Source organism: Marinobacter antarcticus, assembly GCF_011049865.1.
Classification (GTDB): Bacteria; Pseudomonadota; Gammaproteobacteria; order Pseudomonadales; family Oleiphilaceae; genus Marinobacter; species Marinobacter antarcticus_A.
The window spans coordinates 1-16,754 of the sequence record NZ_DRGY01000070.1; the positions used below are offsets into that span (position 1 = coordinate 1).

The 16,754-nt window shown below is 55.6% G+C and carries 17 protein-coding genes; 5 read left to right on the forward strand and 12 right to left on the reverse strand.

Annotated elements, in window-relative coordinates; translation table 11 throughout:
• Positions 1–38: 38 nt before the first annotated feature.
• Positions 39–716 carry a DNA-J related domain-containing protein gene (locus ENI00_RS08825; protein ID WP_304101440.1) on the reverse strand — a complete coding sequence of 226 codons (678 nt, stop codon included), beginning with the start codon at positions 714–716 and terminating at the stop codon, positions 39–41.
• Between the two features lie 148 nt (positions 717–864).
• Between ENI00_RS08825 and ttcA the strand changes: the two genes are divergently transcribed.
• Positions 865–1,788, forward strand: coding sequence for a tRNA 2-thiocytidine(32) synthetase TtcA (gene ttcA, locus ENI00_RS08830; RefSeq protein WP_304101441.1), 924 nt, complete (start codon positions 865–867; stop codon positions 1,786–1,788).
• Positions 1,789–1,824: 36 nt separating this feature from the next.
• Here ttcA and ENI00_RS08835 read toward each other — a convergent pair whose 3' ends face one another.
• The 9 genes from ENI00_RS08835 to ccoN all read right to left on the reverse strand — a co-directional run bounded on the left by ENI00_RS08835 (position 1,825) and on the right by ccoN (position 10,460).
• Positions 1,825–2,514, reverse strand: coding sequence for a sulfite exporter TauE/SafE family protein (locus ENI00_RS08835; RefSeq protein ID WP_304101442.1), 690 nt, complete (start codon positions 2,512–2,514; stop codon positions 1,825–1,827).
• Entirely contained in the window at positions 2,511–2,750 is a 240-nt protein-coding gene (gene ccoS, locus ENI00_RS08840) for a cbb3-type cytochrome oxidase assembly protein CcoS (RefSeq protein ID WP_304101443.1), read from the reverse strand. Before ccoS ends, ENI00_RS08835 begins: the two co-directional genes overlap by 4 nt.
• Positions 2,751–2,787: 37 nt before the next feature.
• Complete coding sequence (locus ENI00_RS08845) at positions 2,788–5,274, reverse strand: heavy metal translocating P-type ATPase (protein ID WP_304101444.1); 2,487 nt, start codon at positions 5,272–5,274, stop codon at positions 2,788–2,790.
• Positions 5,271–5,786, reverse strand: a complete 516-nt coding sequence (locus ENI00_RS08850) for a FixH family protein (protein WP_304101445.1) — start codon at positions 5,784–5,786, stop codon at positions 5,271–5,273. The genes ENI00_RS08845 and ENI00_RS08850 overlap by 4 nt, the downstream gene beginning before the upstream one ends.
• Before the next feature lie 51 nt (positions 5,787–5,837).
• Positions 5,838–7,268, reverse strand: a complete 1,431-nt coding sequence (ccoG, locus tag ENI00_RS08855; RefSeq protein WP_304101446.1) for a cytochrome c oxidase accessory protein CcoG — start codon at positions 7,266–7,268, stop codon at positions 5,838–5,840.
• Between the two features lie 61 nt (positions 7,269–7,329).
• The gene (gene ccoP, locus ENI00_RS08860) at positions 7,330–8,220 is read right to left on the reverse strand and encodes a cytochrome-c oxidase, cbb3-type subunit III (RefSeq protein ID WP_304101447.1); all 891 of its coding nucleotides are present in this window, start codon (positions 8,218–8,220) and stop codon (positions 7,330–7,332) included.
• Entirely contained in the window at positions 8,217–8,402 is a 186-nt protein-coding gene (locus ENI00_RS08865) for a cbb3-type cytochrome oxidase subunit 3 (RefSeq protein WP_304101448.1), read from the reverse strand. The genes ccoP and ENI00_RS08865 overlap by 4 nt, the downstream gene beginning before the upstream one ends.
• A 4-nt stretch (positions 8,403–8,406) precedes the next feature.
• Positions 8,407–9,015: a cytochrome-c oxidase, cbb3-type subunit II gene (gene ccoO / locus ENI00_RS08870; RefSeq protein WP_304101449.1), complete on the reverse strand. Its 609-nt coding sequence runs from the start codon at positions 9,013–9,015 to the stop codon at positions 8,407–8,409.
• 14 nt (positions 9,016–9,029) lie between these two features.
• Positions 9,030–10,460: a cytochrome-c oxidase, cbb3-type subunit I gene (ccoN, locus tag ENI00_RS08875; protein ID WP_304101450.1), complete on the reverse strand. Its 1,431-nt coding sequence runs from the start codon at positions 10,458–10,460 to the stop codon at positions 9,030–9,032.
• Positions 10,461–10,805: 345 nt separating this feature from the next.
• Here ccoN and tusA point away from each other — a divergent pair, with 345 nt between their 5' ends.
• Positions 10,806–11,045 carry a sulfurtransferase TusA gene (gene tusA, locus ENI00_RS08880; RefSeq protein ID WP_304101451.1) on the forward strand — a complete coding sequence of 80 codons (240 nt, stop codon included), beginning with the start codon at positions 10,806–10,808 and terminating at the stop codon, positions 11,043–11,045.
• Positions 11,046–11,081: 36 nt separating this feature from the next.
• On the opposite strand, the gene dsbD is transcribed toward tusA, so the two are convergent.
• Entirely contained in the window at positions 11,082–13,013 is a 1,932-nt protein-coding gene (dsbD, locus tag ENI00_RS08885; protein WP_304101452.1) for a protein-disulfide reductase DsbD, read from the reverse strand.
• Positions 13,014–13,172: 159 nt separating this feature from the next.
• On the opposite strand from dsbD, the gene ENI00_RS08890 reads away from it, so the two are divergent.
• From ENI00_RS08890 to pdxB, 3 genes are read left to right on the forward strand one after another with little or no spacing between them, the layout of a single operon-like run.
• Entirely contained in the window at positions 13,173–13,754 is a 582-nt protein-coding gene (locus ENI00_RS08890; protein ID WP_304101453.1) for an elongation factor P hydroxylase, read from the forward strand.
• Positions 13,755–13,760: 6 nt separating this feature from the next.
• Entirely contained in the window at positions 13,761–15,047 is a 1,287-nt protein-coding gene (locus ENI00_RS08895) for a DEAD/DEAH box helicase (protein WP_304101454.1), read from the forward strand.
• A 17-nt stretch (positions 15,048–15,064) separates the two neighbouring features.
• The gene (gene pdxB / locus ENI00_RS08900) at positions 15,065–16,219 is read left to right on the forward strand and encodes a 4-phosphoerythronate dehydrogenase PdxB (protein WP_304101455.1); all 1,155 of its coding nucleotides are present in this window, start codon (positions 15,065–15,067) and stop codon (positions 16,217–16,219) included.
• A gap of 37 nt (positions 16,220–16,256) precedes the next feature.
• Here the strand turns inward: pdxB and ENI00_RS08905 are convergent, their stop codons facing one another.
• The gene (locus ENI00_RS08905) at positions 16,257–16,727 is read right to left on the reverse strand and encodes a hypothetical protein (RefSeq protein WP_304101456.1); all 471 of its coding nucleotides are present in this window, start codon (positions 16,725–16,727) and stop codon (positions 16,257–16,259) included.
• Between the last annotated feature and the right edge of the window lie 27 nt (positions 16,728–16,754).

The following is a 16,754-nucleotide window of genomic DNA, read 5'->3' on the forward strand; positions in this document are numbered from 1 at the left end:
AGAGAACAGCGCCGCTGAGATCCAGAGTTTTTGTGCTCTCATGTCTTCTCCATTATCCGATTGAAATGCGCTTTCAAAACCGCGAACGCCTCGTTAAGTGCCTGAACTGCTTCTGTATCGCCGCCCCGATCCGGATGTGCCTGCATGACAGCACGACGAAACGCCTGTTTTGCCGCGGAAAAACTCTCAGGAATCCCGTCAAACCCCAGCTTGTTCGCCGCTGCCAGAGCGTCCGGCCGGGTGGGTGCCGGGTTTTGGTAGCCGGCCCAGAAACTTTCCATCATCTGCGCGATAGCCTCCTCGGGGAGTTCGTACTGCGACAGGTCCAGGTAGAACTGGCGAAGCGTGTCTACGGCATCCGGCAAACCGTTTCCACCGATCGTATCCTGGCGTTCAATGCCGATCCGCATGGGCGAGATGTGCAGGTTTTCACCGGCCGCAGCCAGAGTATCCCGTAAACGGTACAGCACGTGAAAAAGCAGAAAATGCGCAGGGTAGAGGGCTTTCGGGTCGTGAAATTCAAGCTCTCCGATCAGCTTCCAGGGCGACTTTTGCAATTTTTTGATCAGCGTCAGTTCGTCCAGACCACCGGGCGAATGGCGAAGTTCATGCTCCACGGCCACTGACAGATGCTGAATCTGTTGTTCCAGCGTGTCTTCATAGGCTTTTTGGGAGACCGTTCGAGAGGGGCCTAACGGCTTGGAAACGTTTTTCATGGGCGGCTGTGGACTTCTATCAGTGCAGTGGTTGCGTTCGCTGAACTTAACATATTCATCCGGGTATGACCTGTCCTCAAACGCAATGGGTGCGTACAATCCATGTACCACTCTTTCACTGAACACAGTTGATATGCCCGACGCGATAATGAATAGAACTGAGCAGACACACCGTACTGAACACGAACGCGGTCTGAAACCTGAACAGAATAAATTGCAAAAGCGTCTGCGCCGACAAGTCGGCCAGGCCATTGCTGATTTCTCGATGATTGAGGCGGGCGACAAGGTGATGTGTTGTTTGTCCGGTGGCAAGGACTCCTACGCCATGCTGGACATTCTGCTCAATTTGCAGAAAAGCGCGCCCATATCGTTTGAGCTGATTGCGGTCAATCTGGATCAAAAACAGCCGGGTTTCCCCGAAGATGTCCTGCCGGCCTATCTCGCTGACATGGGAATCGAATATCACATCATTGAGAGAGATACCTACAGCATTGTTAAAGACAAGGTTCCAGAAGGGAAAACGACGTGCGGCCTCTGCTCACGGTTGCGTCGCGGTATTCTTTACAATTTCGCGGAAGACCATGGCGTTACCAAGATTGCATTGGGACACCACCGTGACGATCTGCTGGAAACCCTGTTTCTGAATATGTTTTATGGCGGAAAACTTAAAACCATGCCGCCGGTTCTGCACAGCGACGATGGCCGGAATACGGTGATTCGCCCGCTGGCGTACAGCCGCGAGAAGGACCTTGCCCGGTACGCCGAGCTCCGACAGTTTCCGATCATTCCCTGCAATCTGTGCGGCTCCCAGGAAAACCTGCAACGTCAGGTTATCAAGGATATGTTTCAGCAATGGGATACGCAGCACCCGGGCAGGCTTGAATCCATGTTCCGGGCCCTGTGCAATGTGGAACCTTCTCACCTTGCGGATCCCGATCTTTACGATTTTCGCGAGGGCAAACGTTTAGGCGAAAAGCGCCAAACCGTGCAGGCGGCCGTGCCGGAATCAGAATTAGAGCCAGAACTAAAACCAGAGCAGAGCTTTGGCCGCCTGAACGTTCTCAATATCTGAGGTTGGATCGGCCAGCCTGAAGGAGTCAGAGCCGGTTCAATGGCTGGTCATCGTCAGCATCGGCAGGGTCCAAAGCCCGAAAAAGATCAGCAGGATGCCGGTAAACTTCCGGAACGTCTTATTGCTCTTCAGCCCGCTGATCCAGCTTGCCGCGTAACCGGTTCCCAGCATCGAAGGCAGGGTGCCTAACCCGAAAAACACCATTGTTAGCGCCGCAGAACCTACGGTGGGCTGCAAGGCTGCCCAGCCCAGCGTGCTGTAAACCAGGCCACAGGGTAACCATCCCCAAAGCGCTCCGAGCGCGAGCGCGTGGCCCGCGTGATTAACCGGCAGAAACCGGCGAGTAATGGGGGAAAGGTGCTTCCACAGGGGTGCTCCGATGCGCTCTACATAGCGAATACCCTGCCACCATTGTCCCATGGATAATCCCATGACAATCAGCAAAAGCCCCGCAATGGAGCGCAAAACCGTGGCAAGCTGTGCCCATTGATCCGCCGCCGTGGTGCTCAGCACTGCGACCAGCGCAGCGATCAGGGCGTAGCTTGCGATTCGCCCTGAGTTAAACGCAAGCAGCATGAGCGATTGCCGCAAGCGGAATCCTTTACCCACAGGCAGCGCCATGGACAGTGACGCGCTGATGCCACCGCACATGCCCAGGCAATGAGTGCTGCCGAGCAGGCCAATGATAAAGGCGCTGGGATAGCTAAGGTACAGTTCAGGGCTCATGAAGGGTCGGGCTTATCCTGGTGGTTTTCCTGATCGCCGGGCTGGGGCTTTGTCGGTTCTGAATCCATTACGCGGGCTTCTTCGGGAATCATGTCTTTGTCGTCGTCGTACAGAATCCGGTGTGCCGGGCCCTCAAGATCGTCGTATTGGCCATTTTTAACCGCCCAGGAAAACAGGAATATGCCCATCGCGACCAGGATCAGCATAACGGGCACCAGCAACATTACGATTTCCACGGGTAAACCTCATAGTTAACGCCACACGATGACGGTATCAGGGCGTGACTCGCGCGCCAAATTTTGGGGCGCGGCCAGCCTTGACCGGGCGGGTTTCAGTGCCAAGGCGCAAAGCGTTCAATACAACAATCAGCGAACTGATCGACATGCCGATAGCGGCGAGCCAGGGTGGAACCAGGCCTGCGGCTGCAAGAGGGAGGGCGCAAACGTTATAAACCAGCGCCCAGGCCATGTTTTGGCGAATGATTTTCCGCGTGCGCTTGCTGGTGTTGAGCGCCTCGACCAACTGCATCAGTTGGCCATTGAGCAACACGGCGTCTGCTTTGAGCTGGGTCAGATCGGCCGCCGTGCCCATAGCAACGGATACACCAGCTCCCGCCATTGAGGGAAGGTCGTTAAGGCCGTCTCCGACCATCATTACCTGATGCCCTTGCGCTCGTAATCGGTTCAGAACGTCCAGTTTTTGCTCTGGAGAGGCCTGACCAATAGCGTCGTCAATACCGAGCATGTCGGCGATCTTGCGAACATGGCCTGAACGATCGCCACTCAAAAGCAGTGTCCGGATGCCTGCATCCTGTAGCGCATTGATCGCCCGCGCGGCATCTTCTCTGGGCTGATCATCGAGTTGGAAACAGGCCAGCCACTCCTCATCCGACGCCAGCCAGATTTCCATGCCCGTGTAGGGTTTCGGCTCTTGTTCCGACTCTTGTTCTAATTCTGGCTCCGGCTTTGGCTCGGGGGCTTTCGTGTGTTGCGCAACAAACTCTCTGTGACCTATGAATAAAGACCGATCACCGAGCTTTCCAGAGAGCCCTCCGCCCAAATGGTTGTTGACGTGATCTACCAAGGCGGCGGGCCGGTTGTGGAAAACCCGCGCAATCGGATGCTCTGAATGCTGCTCCAGCCCCCCGGCCAACTGCAGGCAGGTGCTTTTATCTTTACTGCCTACCGTGCGAGTGTTGATCAGGCTAAGCTCGCCCCGGGTCAGCGTGCCGGTTTTATCGAAAACCACCGTATCGATGGCGTTCATGGATTCCAGAGCGTGGCCCCGGGTGGGCAAAAAACCCAGGCGCCGCAGTTTAACTGTGGCCGATGTAATAGCGGTAGGCGTTGCAAGCGACAAAGCGCAAGGACAGGTCACAACAAGAACCGACAGCGTAATATCGAAGGCATTGTCCGCCCCCGCCAGCCACCAACCTATCCACACTATCGGCGCCAGAATGAGAATGCGCCCCACGAACTTGCCGGCAATGCGGTCTGCCATGAGCGCCACAGGGGGCTTTTCTGACTGCACCCGGTCCAGTATTCGCAGAATGCCGGAAAGGCGTGTTTGGGCGCCGGATTTCTCGACCTGAACGTCCAACGGATTTTCTCCGTTGATGCTTCCGGCATGGACGACCTCCCCGGGCACCCGGGTCTCAGGCAGATACTCTCCGGTAAGTGCGGATTCGTTAAGGGTGGATTGCCCCCGCAGAATAACGCCGTCAACGGGCAAGGTTTCGCCGGGCCGAATCCGAATGACATCGCCGGGCTTCACCTGATGCGCCGGTACAACGTCGGTGTGTTCCCCGGTGACTCGCGTGGCTACTGCGGGGTGAAAACCGGCCAGGGCATTGCCGGTAAGCCCGGCACGGTACCGGGCCTGCACTTCGATGTAACGCCCCAGCAGCAGGAAAAAGGTGAACATGCACACGGATTCAAAGTAGACCTCCTCACCCCCCATAACGGTTACCCAGGCGCTGGCCAGGTAGGCAAGGCCAATGGCAATGGCAACGGGCACGTCCATAGTGAGGTGTCGGGTTCGGATATCGCGCTGTGCGTTGCGAAAAAACGGCGCTGCGCTGTATAGCACAACCGGGGTTGTGACCAGCAGGCTGAACCAGCGAAAAAACGCCACAAACTCAGGCGATAAGCCGCTGATCAACCCGAAGTACAGGGGCAAAGCCAGCATCATGCTTTGAAAGGTACCGATGCCTGCGACCGCCAAACGGATCAGCATGGAGCGATGTTCGGCTTTCAGTTGGTCTTCTGCCGCATCCGGTTGATAGGGTCGGGCGCTGTAGCCGAGCTCGTGAATGGCAATCAACAGACGACTGAGGGCGGCTTTATCCTGTGCCCAGAGAAGTCTGGCACGCTGTGTTGTGTGATTTACGGAGAACGAAATAACGCCTGGCTGTTGCTTCAGATGGTTTTCAAGCAACCAGATGCAGGCGGCGCAGGTAATTCCGCCAATCAGCAACTGGGCTTCCTGGCCGCTCGTGACCGGCGATACAAAGGCCTGTTGAACCAAGGGGTGATCCAACTCCCGGAGGCGGTCAATCTCCCCGTCGGTGAGCGTGCGGGGTTTGACGGCGGCCTCGGTGCGCAGTTGGTAGAACCCGGTAAGGCCCTCGCTGTGGATAATATCGCACACGGCTTTGCAGCCGTGGCAGCAGAAAAACCGGGTTTGCCCGTCGAGCTGAAGTGTAATCGGCGGTTCGCCGTTAGCCGCTTCACCGCAATGAAAACAATCCAGTGGGGTCACCCTTGTGCGGCGCCTTTTGCGCTCATACGCAGTGTGTCTTTGCCCGGAAGCCAGGCTTCGCCTTTCAGGCGCCATTGGTTTTCCGGCCCGCGAAGGTCGTAATACCAGCGACCCTCTATGTCGTCCAGCAGGGTTCCCGTGTAATGGCCGTTGCCATTGTTACGGAACTGGATGGTACGGTCGTTCTGGGCCAGTGTGGGATGGAACAGGTTGAGCACCAGATAGGGAAAATCCGCCGGGCCTTGATCGGTACTGAGGTTCAACATCATGGTTCGGCCTTCGAGGGCCAGGTCGCCGTGCAATTTCATTTCCGTGGCTTTCTGATCGCGAGCAATTTCCAGGTTAATACCACGGCCTTCTTTGGAATAATCATCCGACACCATCGTATCGTCCATATTCGACGCCACCACGAGCATGCCCATGCTGAAAATGATTGCAGAAAGCGGAAATATGGTCAGAAACCAGAACCAGGGCTGGCGATACCAGGGTGCTACGGGAACGTCTTCATTCATAATACACAGTCTCGTCTTTTTACAGAGTGCCAGCGGTGATCCCCGGAAGGATCACTGCGTTGGACCGACAAAGCGGCTTTCAGTTTCCAGCTTCAGCGACGCATCCGTTTCAGACCGTGCGTGGAAGATGATTTCATTGTTGGATTGCTCAATGGACTCCGGCAACACGTCCACGACCGTGGGCAGCGATCGATTCTCTCCGCTGTCTACGGATATCTGAGTCTTGGTCAGAATGCGAATGCCATCCATACCCTCGACAGATAGCGTAAAGATCTGTGGCACTTCTGACATATTGACGATTTTCAACGTGTAAGAATTTTCGATTCGACCTTCGCCGTTGAAACTGAACAAAGCGCCCCGGTCACGGAGAACATCCAACTGGGCTGGCACCCGAGTGGCGATTATATAACCGATTGCGACGATCATGGCGGCCAGCACAATGCCGTACCCAAACGTCCGTGGCCGTAACAGCTTGGAGGGCTTGCCTTCCAGTTCGTTCTCGGTGGTGTAACGAATCAGCCCGCGCGGGTAGTTCATTTTGTCCATGATCTCATCGCAGGCGTCAATACACAGAGCACAGCCGATGCATTCATATTGCAGGCCGTCGCGAATATCGATACCGGTTGGGCACACATGCACACATTGTCCACAGTCAATGCAGTCTCCCAGGCCGGCTTCCTCGGGCTTGACCTCTTTTTTGCGACCACCGCGGGGCTCTCCCCGATTTGGATCATAGGAAACGATGCGTGTGTTCGGATCAAACATGACCGACTGGAAGCGCGCGTACGGGCACATGTACAGGCACACTTGTTCGCGCATCCAACCGGCGTTCAGATAGGTGGCTATGGTGAAAAACGCGACCCAGAAGTAAGCCCACCCATTAGCCTGAAAGGTGAAAATATCGGTAATAAGTTCACGAATCGGATAGAAGTACCCAATGAATGTGAGCCCGGTCAATAAGGAGATAATTAGCCATATCAGATGCTTGGTTGTTTTTTTTACCATCTTTTCGGTGGAGTTTGGTGTTTTGTCGAGCTTCATGCGCTTGTTGCGGCTGCCTTCGATTCGCTCTTCAACCCACATAAAGATGAACGTCCACACGGTTTGAGGGCAGGTGTAACCGCACCATACCCTGCCAAACAGCGTGGTGATAAAGAACAGGCCGAAGGCGCAAATAATCAGCAAGCCTGAGAGCAGGAAAAAGTCTTTGGGATAAAACGTAGCGCCGTAAAGATGAAACTCCCGGGCGGGCAAATCAAAGTGGATCAGCGGAGCGCCGTCGAGCGTCAGCCAGACAAACAGAAAGTACATGCCCATGAGCAGCAAAAGGCTCACGGTCCGGATGCGCTGAAACAGTCCTTTTACTTCTTTCGCGTAGATCTTTTTGCGACTGGCGTAGAGCTCAATCGTTTCCGGCTTCTTCTTTTCGTTCGGAGGCCCCGAGGAGGGGTCGACCTGCGTAACCGGAATTTCATTGCTCATGGATACCTCCAGAAGGAGTCACAAAGCGGGGGCGCGCCGGGCGTTAAGCCCGGCGAAAAACTCAATTGGAGAGGCTGTAAACATACGCCGCCAGAATCTGGATCTGATCTTCAGAAAGACGTCCGCCCTGGGCTGGCATCTGGTTCTGACGACCGTTTACGACGGTTTCCCTGATCCACTTATAGGTGGAGCCGTAAAGCCAGACGTTGTCGGTCAGATTTGGAGCACCGATGGCTTGGTTGCCTTTGGCCTCCGGCCCGTGACAGGCAACACAGCCCTGGGCGAACACCGCTTTGCCGGCTTCTGCTGCTGCCGCGTCCTTCTCCCGACCGCTGAAGCTCAGCACGTAGTTCACCACCTGATCAACCTGCTCGCTGGTCATGTTTGGCATGACGCCTTTTGCCGGCATATTCCCCATTCGGCCGTTGTGCAAGGTTGCCAAAATGGCGTCGGGTGTTCCGCCGTAAAGCCAGTCGTTATCGGTGAGGTTGGGAAAGCCAACCTGGCCCCGCGCGGCAGAGCCGTGGCAAACCGCGCAGTTGTTGGCAAACAGTCGCTGACCAATCTTCAATGCGTCGTCGGTTTTTGCCAATTCCGGAACGGGTGTCTGGCCATACTGCGCGTAGATTTCACCATACTTCTCGTCAGCAGCGGCCACTTCGGCCTCCCACTGATTTGTGGATGTCCAGTTCAACAGGCCGTTGTAGTTGCCCAAACCCGGGTAAAGCGCAAGATAACCGAGGGAGAACACGCAGGTAGCCACAAAGAGATAGAACCACCACTTTGGCAGGGGATTGTCATACTCTTCGATCCCATCGAAGGAATGGCCGGTGGTGCGCTCGGTTTCTGCGTCGCTGGTCTGGCCCTTACGCGTCGCGAGCAACAGCCACCAGCAGCCAAAGATCGTGCCGAGCGTGATCACGCTGACCCAGATGCTCCAGAAGGTACTCATTGTTTTTTCTCCGTTTTTTCCTGTTCAAGAGTACGCTTGTCCACTTCGTCATCATCGAACGGGAGGTGGGCGGCTTCGTCGTTCGCTTTTTTACGATGGGCGCTGAACGCCCACCAGATGATGCCTATGAACACGGCCATTATCAGAAGGGTATGAAGGCCCCGTATGTCGTTTATATCCATCAGATCACCGTCTGTCTGAAATGACGGTGCCCAGCTGCTGCAGGTACGCAACCAGGGCCTCGATTTCAAACTTGCCGTCTACGTCATCGGCCGCGCTGGCGATTTGGTCCTCTGTGTAGGGAACGCCCAGGGTTTTCATGGCCGAGAGCTTGGCCGCGGTCCCCTGGTGATTCACATAATCCTCAAACAGCCATGGAAACGCGGGCATGTTTGATTCAGGAACAACGCTGCGCGGGTTGTACAGATGTTGGCGCTGCCAGGCATCTGAGTAGCGACCGCCAACACGGGCAAGGTCTGGCCCGGTGCGCTTGGAACCCCACAGGAACGGGCGATCGTAAACGAATTCGCCGGCCACGGAGTAGTGCCCATAGCGCTCTGTTTCGGCGCGGAACGGGCGGATTTGTTGGGTGTGACAGACGTGGCATCCTTCACGGATGTAGATATCACGTCCTTCCAGCTCAAGCGCCGACAAGGGTTCGAGACCTTCGATGGGCTCGTTGACTTCTTTCAGGAAAAAGAGCGGTAGCACCTCCGCCAGAAAGCCGCCACTGATGGTCAGCATGATAAAAACGATCATCAGGCCAATATTTTTTTCGACAATATCGTGTTTCATCTGTTCTCTCTCCGTTACGCCGCCTGAACTGCCGCACTGTCTTGGGCAACCGCTTCTTTTTGGCGCACGGTCATGTAGACGTTATAAGCCATGATCAGCATACCGCTCAGGAAGATGACGCCGCCGAGGAAGCGCACAAAATACCCGGGGTAAGACGCTTCAAGAGCTTCAACGAAACTGTAGGTCAGGGTGCCGTCTTCGTTAATTGCGCGCCACATAAGGCCCTGCATGATGCCGTTCACCCACATGGCGACGATGTACAACACGGTGCCAATGGTGGCCAGCCAGAAGTGAACGTTGATCAGGCTTATGCTGTACATTTCTTTGAGCCCCCAGAGTTTGGGAACCATGTGATAGACCGCACCGAAACTGATCATCGCAACCCAGCCAAGCGCACCTGAGTGGACATGACCGATTGTCCAGTCGGTATTGTGAGACAAGGCGTTGACGGTTTTTATGGCCATCATCGGGCCTTCGAAGGTAGACATGCCGTAGAACGACAGGGAAACCACCAGGAAGCGAAGGATGGGGTCGGTGCGCAGTTTGTGCCAGGCACCTGACAGCGTCATCATGCCGTTGATCATGCCACCCCAGGATGGCGCGAGCAGAATCAGGGACATGACCATGCTGGCCGTCTGGGCCCAATCGGGTAGCGCGGAATAGTGCAGGTGGTGGCCACCGGCCCATACGTACGTCGCAATAAGCGCCCAAAAGTGAACGATAGACAGACGATAAGAGTAAACAGGCCGCCCGGCCTGCTTGGGAACGAAGTAGTACATCATGCCCAGGAAACCGGCGGTGAGGAAGAAACCAACCGCGTTATGGCCGTACCACCACTGCATCATGGCATCCGTAACACCCGCGTAGGCCGAGTAGGATTTGAATGCGCTAACCGGAAGTGCGAGGTTGTTGAGGATGTGCAACACGCCAATGGTGAGGATGAACCCGCCATAAAACCAGTTGGCGACGTATATGTGTGGCATGCTCCGCTTGGTAATGGTGCCGAAAAACACGACGCCATAAGTGATCCAGACCACGGCGATCAGTATATCGATCGGCCATTCCAGCTCGGCATATTCTTTGGTACTGGTGAGGCCCATTGGCAGGGTGATTGCAGCTGAAACAATGACCGCGGTCCAGCCCCAGAATGTAAAGGCTGCCAGTTTGTCAGAAATAAGACGTGCCTGGCAGGTGCGCTGAACCACGTAATAAGACGTTGCAAACAAAGCACTGCCGCCAAAGCCGAAAATGACGGCATTGGTGTGCAGCGGTCTGAGACGGCCGAAGTGGGTAAAGGGCAGATCTAGATTAAGGGATGGCCAGACCAGTTGTGCTGCAATCAACACACCCAGTGACATGCCAACAACACCCCATACCACCGTCATTATGGCGAACTGTCTCACCACTTTGTAGTTGTATGTGAGGTTCGGATTTTGTGTGCTCATAGCCTTACCAATGGGTTCAGAGTGGGGAATATGCGGGCGCAATTATGGACAAAGCATTAGCTGTTTGCAATGATTCGGGGTAACTACGAATATCCATCAAAGTCGCCCGAATCAGTAGCATGGCGCGCTTTTTCAACGTTTTGCGCGAAGGTTTTCGGTAATTGCCCATAGCCGCTCAGGTTAGACTTGTCAAAAATCAAGAAATAAACGGACAGGCAATGACGAACGTCAACCGCGTTAATAAACGTTGCGATGTGGGCGCGTTGTGAGCGTTGACACATTAGGCGGTTAAGCTGTTCGCAGTGATGCGAATTATTTTGGATTTCCATGAAGAGGAGTGGATAAGTGAGCGCTGTTGAATACGATGCCGAGCTGGATGCCTGCGGATTGTTTTGCCCGGAGCCCGTCATGATGCTTCATGCCCGCATCAAGGATGTGGCGCCGGGGAAAATTCTCCGAATAACGGCAACCGATCCCTCAACAACCCGCGATGTGCCCAGGTTCTGTCAGTTTCTGGGGCATGAACTCATCAGCCATACCGAGCAGGATGACCGTTTCATTTATCTCATACGCCGCGGCGCTTAGGCCGGCTGTCATCGGGTTAAAACGGTTTCCGGGCGATCAGGTGGCAGGGCTGATGGCAGGGATCAACCCGTTAATGTGATCCAGAAACTGATCCCGATTCATTTCCCCAAGCACCCTGTGTTGCGCTAACTCCTCGCCGTTGCTGTTATAAAAAATAATGGCTGGAGGCCCAAACAGCCCCAGGCTGTCCAGCATGGCTTGCTGTGCTGGCGTGTTGTCGGTCAGGTCAATCTGCAGCAATGTGAAAGGGCGTAGCGCACGAACCACGCTCGCATCACTGAATACATTCCGCTCCATGACTTTGCAGGAAATGCACCAGTCGGCGTAGAAATCCAGCACAACGGGCAGACCTTCCTGTTTCGCCTGCGCCAGCATGGCCTCGATGTCCGAAGGGCTCTCCACCCGGATGAACTCCGCGTGGCGGGGGTCAGCAGCTGCCGCGTCGACGGATGGCCCTGTTGATAAGCCCGCAGTGAAGGTTTTGGCAATAAACGGATCCAGCGGAGCCAGTGGGTCATTGGCACCGCCTGCGGCGCCTGCCAGCAACGCCAGACCGTAGGCGAAGAAGATCAACCCAAGACCTTTGCGAGTGCGCCCCCAGCCAGCTTTGGCCGCATCAAAGGCCCCCAGTTGCACGCCGGTTATGGCAAGCAGCGCGCCCCAGAGGATCAGGCTGAGCCAACCCGGAACCAGGCGTTCAACCAGCCAGATGGCGACCGCAATAAGCATAACACCGTAAAAATGTTTAACGGTGGTCATCCAATGGCCGGTGTGCGGTAGAAGCGTTCGCCCACCAACGGCCACAAGAATAAGCGGAATGCCCATGCCCAGCCCAAGAGCGAACAGTGCGGTGCCGCCGATAACAGCGTTCTGCGTGGTGGATATATACAGAAGACTGCCCGCCAGCGGAGCGGACACACAGGGCGAAACAATTAACGCGGAGAGGGCGCCGATACCGAAAATGCTCACCACCCGGCCGCCGGTGAGCCGTTGGCTTGCGTCGTTCAAACGCTCACGGATAAAGCGCGGAAGTTGAATCTCGAACAGGCCAAACATTGAGAGCGCAAATACCACAAACATAAACGCAAAAATGCCGAGTACCCAAGGTGACTGAAGCTGCGCCTGCATGTTAAAACTCGCGCCCAGAAGCCCCGTCAGCACGCCGGCACCCGCATACGTCAGTGCCATTCCCAGAACGTAACTGCCCGAGAGCAGCAGCGCGTGCCCCGTTGTTCGTGTGTTTTGCCCGGACACCAGCGAGGAAATAATCGGAACCATCGGCAGTACGCAAGGTGTGAACGTTAACCCCAGGCCCAGCAAGAGAAAAACACCGGCTATGACCAGAATTGATTGCTCTGAAAGAAAGCCGGCAAGCCCGGTTGCGGAACTGGCGTCTACCCCGGGCGTGTTGCCAGTCTGACCCGCGTCACTCTGACCGGGCTGCGGTAACCCGGCGTCGGAATCCTGGCTCTGGTAAAAGAGCACGTCACGAGTTTGCGGCGGATAGCAAAGCCCGGCCTCTGCACAGCCTTGATACGTCACCTCGAAGCGCGCTTCACGAACGTTGGCCGGCAGGGTAACCGGAACCCGTGCTTGAACAGGATCGAAGAAAACGGTGGTTTTGCCGAAATATTCATCCTCGGTCTCAGTTCCCGAGCTTGAAAACTCTAGCGCACCGGTGCTGACGCCCTCATCAAGAGCCTTGATGCTGATACGATCCCGATACAGGTAATGCCCGGGGGCAATGTTCCAGGACAACACCACGGCACTGCCTTCCGTGGTGGAACTGAATGGCAGCGCCTCATCCACCGGCAGAAACTGATTATCCTGGCTCCCGAAAAGCGAGTTGCTGTTGCCAACGGCCCAGGCTGCATTGGCGCCCGTCAGCAACAACGCCAACACGAGAAAAAGGCTGTATGGCCCCGTGAGCTTGCGAATACTGCCAGGTGCGGTGAATAAAGCTCTCATGGAATGCGCAGTTTCCCGATTTATGTCATGTCTTGAAGAACCGGCAACTCCTACAAATAAGCCGCCGGTTCACAATGGTTTACGAAGCCCATGGACACAGTGGCCCCGCGAAAGTTCCTTCTGGCATTAGGCGCGTTAAAGACGCACAATAGACAACCAATGAATCACAGTCCAAACGATCTTATCATGCTGTTTAATGACCTGTTTCGGGAAGTTTTCCGAACGACTCTGGTCAGGGGCAGCGCAGAGCCCGAATACCGACCCGCAGGCAACACTGGTGAGTATGCCCAGATTGCTTTTGCCCATGGCTACTATTCCAGTGCTTTGCACGAAATAAGTCACTGGTGTGTTGCAGGTGAGCACAGGCGCACACTTCTTGATTATGGATACTGGTACTGCCCGGACGGCCGGACACCCGCGCAACAGCGAGCCTTTGAACAGGCCGAGGTTAAGCCGCAGGCGATCGAATGGCTGCTGTCAGTAGCCGCCGGTTGGCGCTTTCACATCAGCGTGGATAACCTGTCCGGAGACGGCGCATCGGACGCCGGCAAATTTTGTTGCAGCGTGCGGGACCAGGCCGAAGACTACCTTGACAAAGGCTTGCCGCAGCGAGCGCAGTCCTTTTTTGATACGCTGAAAGCGTTTTATGGAACCCGTGATACGTTCAAAGCAGCCTGGCGTGATGATGTCGGGCGGGTGGTTCCGTTATATTTTGCAAAAGAACACTATGAGGCAAACTGAGACTCCATGACATCTGACCCAAAGCACACCGGCGATCTGAGATTCAGCGATTTGAATCTGGACAAGCGCCTGCTGGACGCCATTGCTGCCATTGGTTTTGAATATTGCACCCCGATTCAGGCAGAAACCTTACCCTGGACCCTGGCGTGCGAAGACCTGATTGGCCAGGCCCAGACCGGAACCGGTAAAACAGCGGCGTTTCTTATCACAGCGATCCAGAGTTTGCTGGAGACACCCATACCCGAGGCCGACCGCTTTGCGTCTGAGCCCCGTGTTCTGGCACTGGCACCGACCCGCGAACTTGCCATGCAGATTGCCAAGGATGCCGAGGAGCTATGCAAGCATACCGGTCACAAGGTTGTGACGGTGGTGGGAGGCATGCACTACGACAAACAGCGCGAACAGCTGCACAACGGCGTTGTGGATATTCTGGTGGCTACCCCCGGCCGTTTGATCGACTTCCTGGGCTCGCAGGATGTGTTCCTCGACCAGATCGACATTCTTATCCTGGACGAAGCAGATCGGATGCTCGATATGGGCTTCATCCCGGATGTGAAACGCATTATCCGTAAATGTACCCCCAAAGATGAGCGCCAAACGTTGCTGTTCAGTGCAACGTTCAACCAGGACGTGCTCAATCTTGCGTCCATGTGGACCACCAACGCTGAATTTGTGGAAATTGAGCCGGAGCAAAAAACCGCTGAGCGAGTTGAACAGACGGTTTATCTGGTGGGTGACGACGAAAAATTGCCCGTGCTGGTGAATTACCTGAAGCGCCCGGAAGTCGAAAAGGCGCTGGTGTTTGCCAACCGACGCGACCAATGCCGGGATCTTGAAGAAGATCTGCGCAACCAGGGCGTCAAGGTGTCACTGATGTCGGGCGAAATTGCCCAGAACAAGCGGCTGAAAACCCTGGAGCAGTTCAAAGAGGGCAGTATTCAGGTACTTGTCGCAACAGACGTCGCTGGCCGCGGTATCCATGTGAACGGCGTCACCCACGTGTTCAATTATAACTTGCCCGACAACGCGGAAGACTACGTTCACCGTATTGGACGCACAGGTCGCGCTGGCAAAACCGGCGTTTCTGTCAGCTTTGCCGGCGAGGACGATTCCTTTGCACTCCCGGCCATTGAGTCTTATATCAGCCAGAAGCTTAAAACCGGCGTGCCGGAAGAGGCGTTGATGGTCGAAATGGATAATCCGCCCATCACCCGCAAGCGCGGTCGTCGCCCGTCACAGGGGCAGGGCGGACGCAGGCCAGTCGGTCGTAGCCCACGCCCACGCCGGAACTGATACCACGAGAAATGAGTATGTTGATCGTCGCAGACGAGAATATCCCACTGCTGGAGGCCTTTTTTGGCGACGTAGGCGAGGTTCGGCGCGTGTCCGGGCGAACGATGAGCCCTGAAGACGTTCACGACGCCGATGTGCTTCTTGTGCGATCCGTTACCCGGGTAAATCGCGAGTTGCTTGAGGGCAGCCGCGTGCGTTTCGTAGGCACAACCACCATTGGAACCGATCATATTGATCTGGGCTGGCTTGACGACAATGCGATCGGTTTTTCGGCAGCGCCCGGTTGCAACGCCAACAGTGTTGTTGAATATGTGCTGTCGGTTTTATCTCTTTATGCAGAGCGTCGCGTGCTGGCTGACTGGTCGCAGCTCACCGTAGGCATTGTTGGCGTTGGCAATGTGGGTGGAGAACTGGCAGAAACGCTCGTTCGCCTCGGTTTCAGCGTTAAACTGTGTGATCCGCCGAGGGCCGCGCAGCAATCAGACGATAGTACCACCTTTGTTGATCTGGACGAGGCGCTTGCGTGCGACGTGGTCTCGTTTCACACGCCGTTAACCCGCGACTCGGCCTTCCCCACCTATCACCTGGTCGGTGAGCGTGAGCTTGCCATGCTGACGTCTGAGCAGCTGCTGATCAATTCAGGGCGGGGAGAGGTGATTGACAACGCTGCACTGTGCAAGCGGCTGGATCGCGACAACGCGCCTCTGGTCGCGCTTGATGTCTGGGAGCAGGAACCTCGAATCAATCCGGATGTGTTAAACCGGGTTTGGCTGGGCACGCCGCATATCGCAGGCTATAGCCTTGAAGGCAAGGTTCAGGGAACGGAGATGATTTACCAGGCGTTGAGCCGATTTCTGGGGTTACCAATACGTAAAAAAGCGGGCCAGTTTCTTCCGGAGCCTGCGCTCAGTAAAGTCTCCTTCACCAGCGCAGCGGACGAATGTGCGGCAATCAGAATGGCACTACGAGCCTGCTACGATCCGAGACAGGATGATGCACGTCTTCGTCATGCCATGAAAGCCCCGGCAGACGAGCGCGGTGTCATTTTTGACGGCCTGCGGCGGGATTACCCCGTGCGTCGGGAATGCTCCAGCCTGAAAGTTCAGTTGAAAGGCACAAGCAAATCCCTGCAAGACAGTTTCCGTGCCATCGGGTTCAAGTTGAAAATCTGAACGTTCTGGCAAATCTTAACGCCCGGTCTTGATCGATTTAACCATCGTGTTTGTTCGCGAAGAGCGTGGCCTGAACCGCATGGCTTATCCGCACAGAATGCCCGCTTTTCAGCGCAGTCCTTAGCAGATGGATGTGGGTGGACAGGTCTTCCTGCAAAGACGGTGGTAAGGGTGCTCCCGGGGTATCTGCCGAACGTTGGCGCCCCTGAACAAGAGCGTCGGGCGCCGGAGCAATCAGGCGCGTAAGCGCTTCTTGCGTAAGCACCGCCTGGTCCAGGGCGTCTTGTCTGATGGTGTCTACGTAACGCAAAAATCCTTCCTCAGCCAACCAGAGCAGGGCGCCAAAGCACGCCATATGGCGTTTGCTGTGCAGGCCGAATTCATCCGGCTCGTCCGGGCCGGCAATGTCCTCTACAAACAGATTCACCCGCCTGGGGAAGGCGCTGTAAAGCTGTATCAAGGCTATGGCCGCGTCTTTGTAAAACTCTTCAACGTGGATGTCAGCCACAAGCAGTGTCCTTTTTTGTCAGTGCCT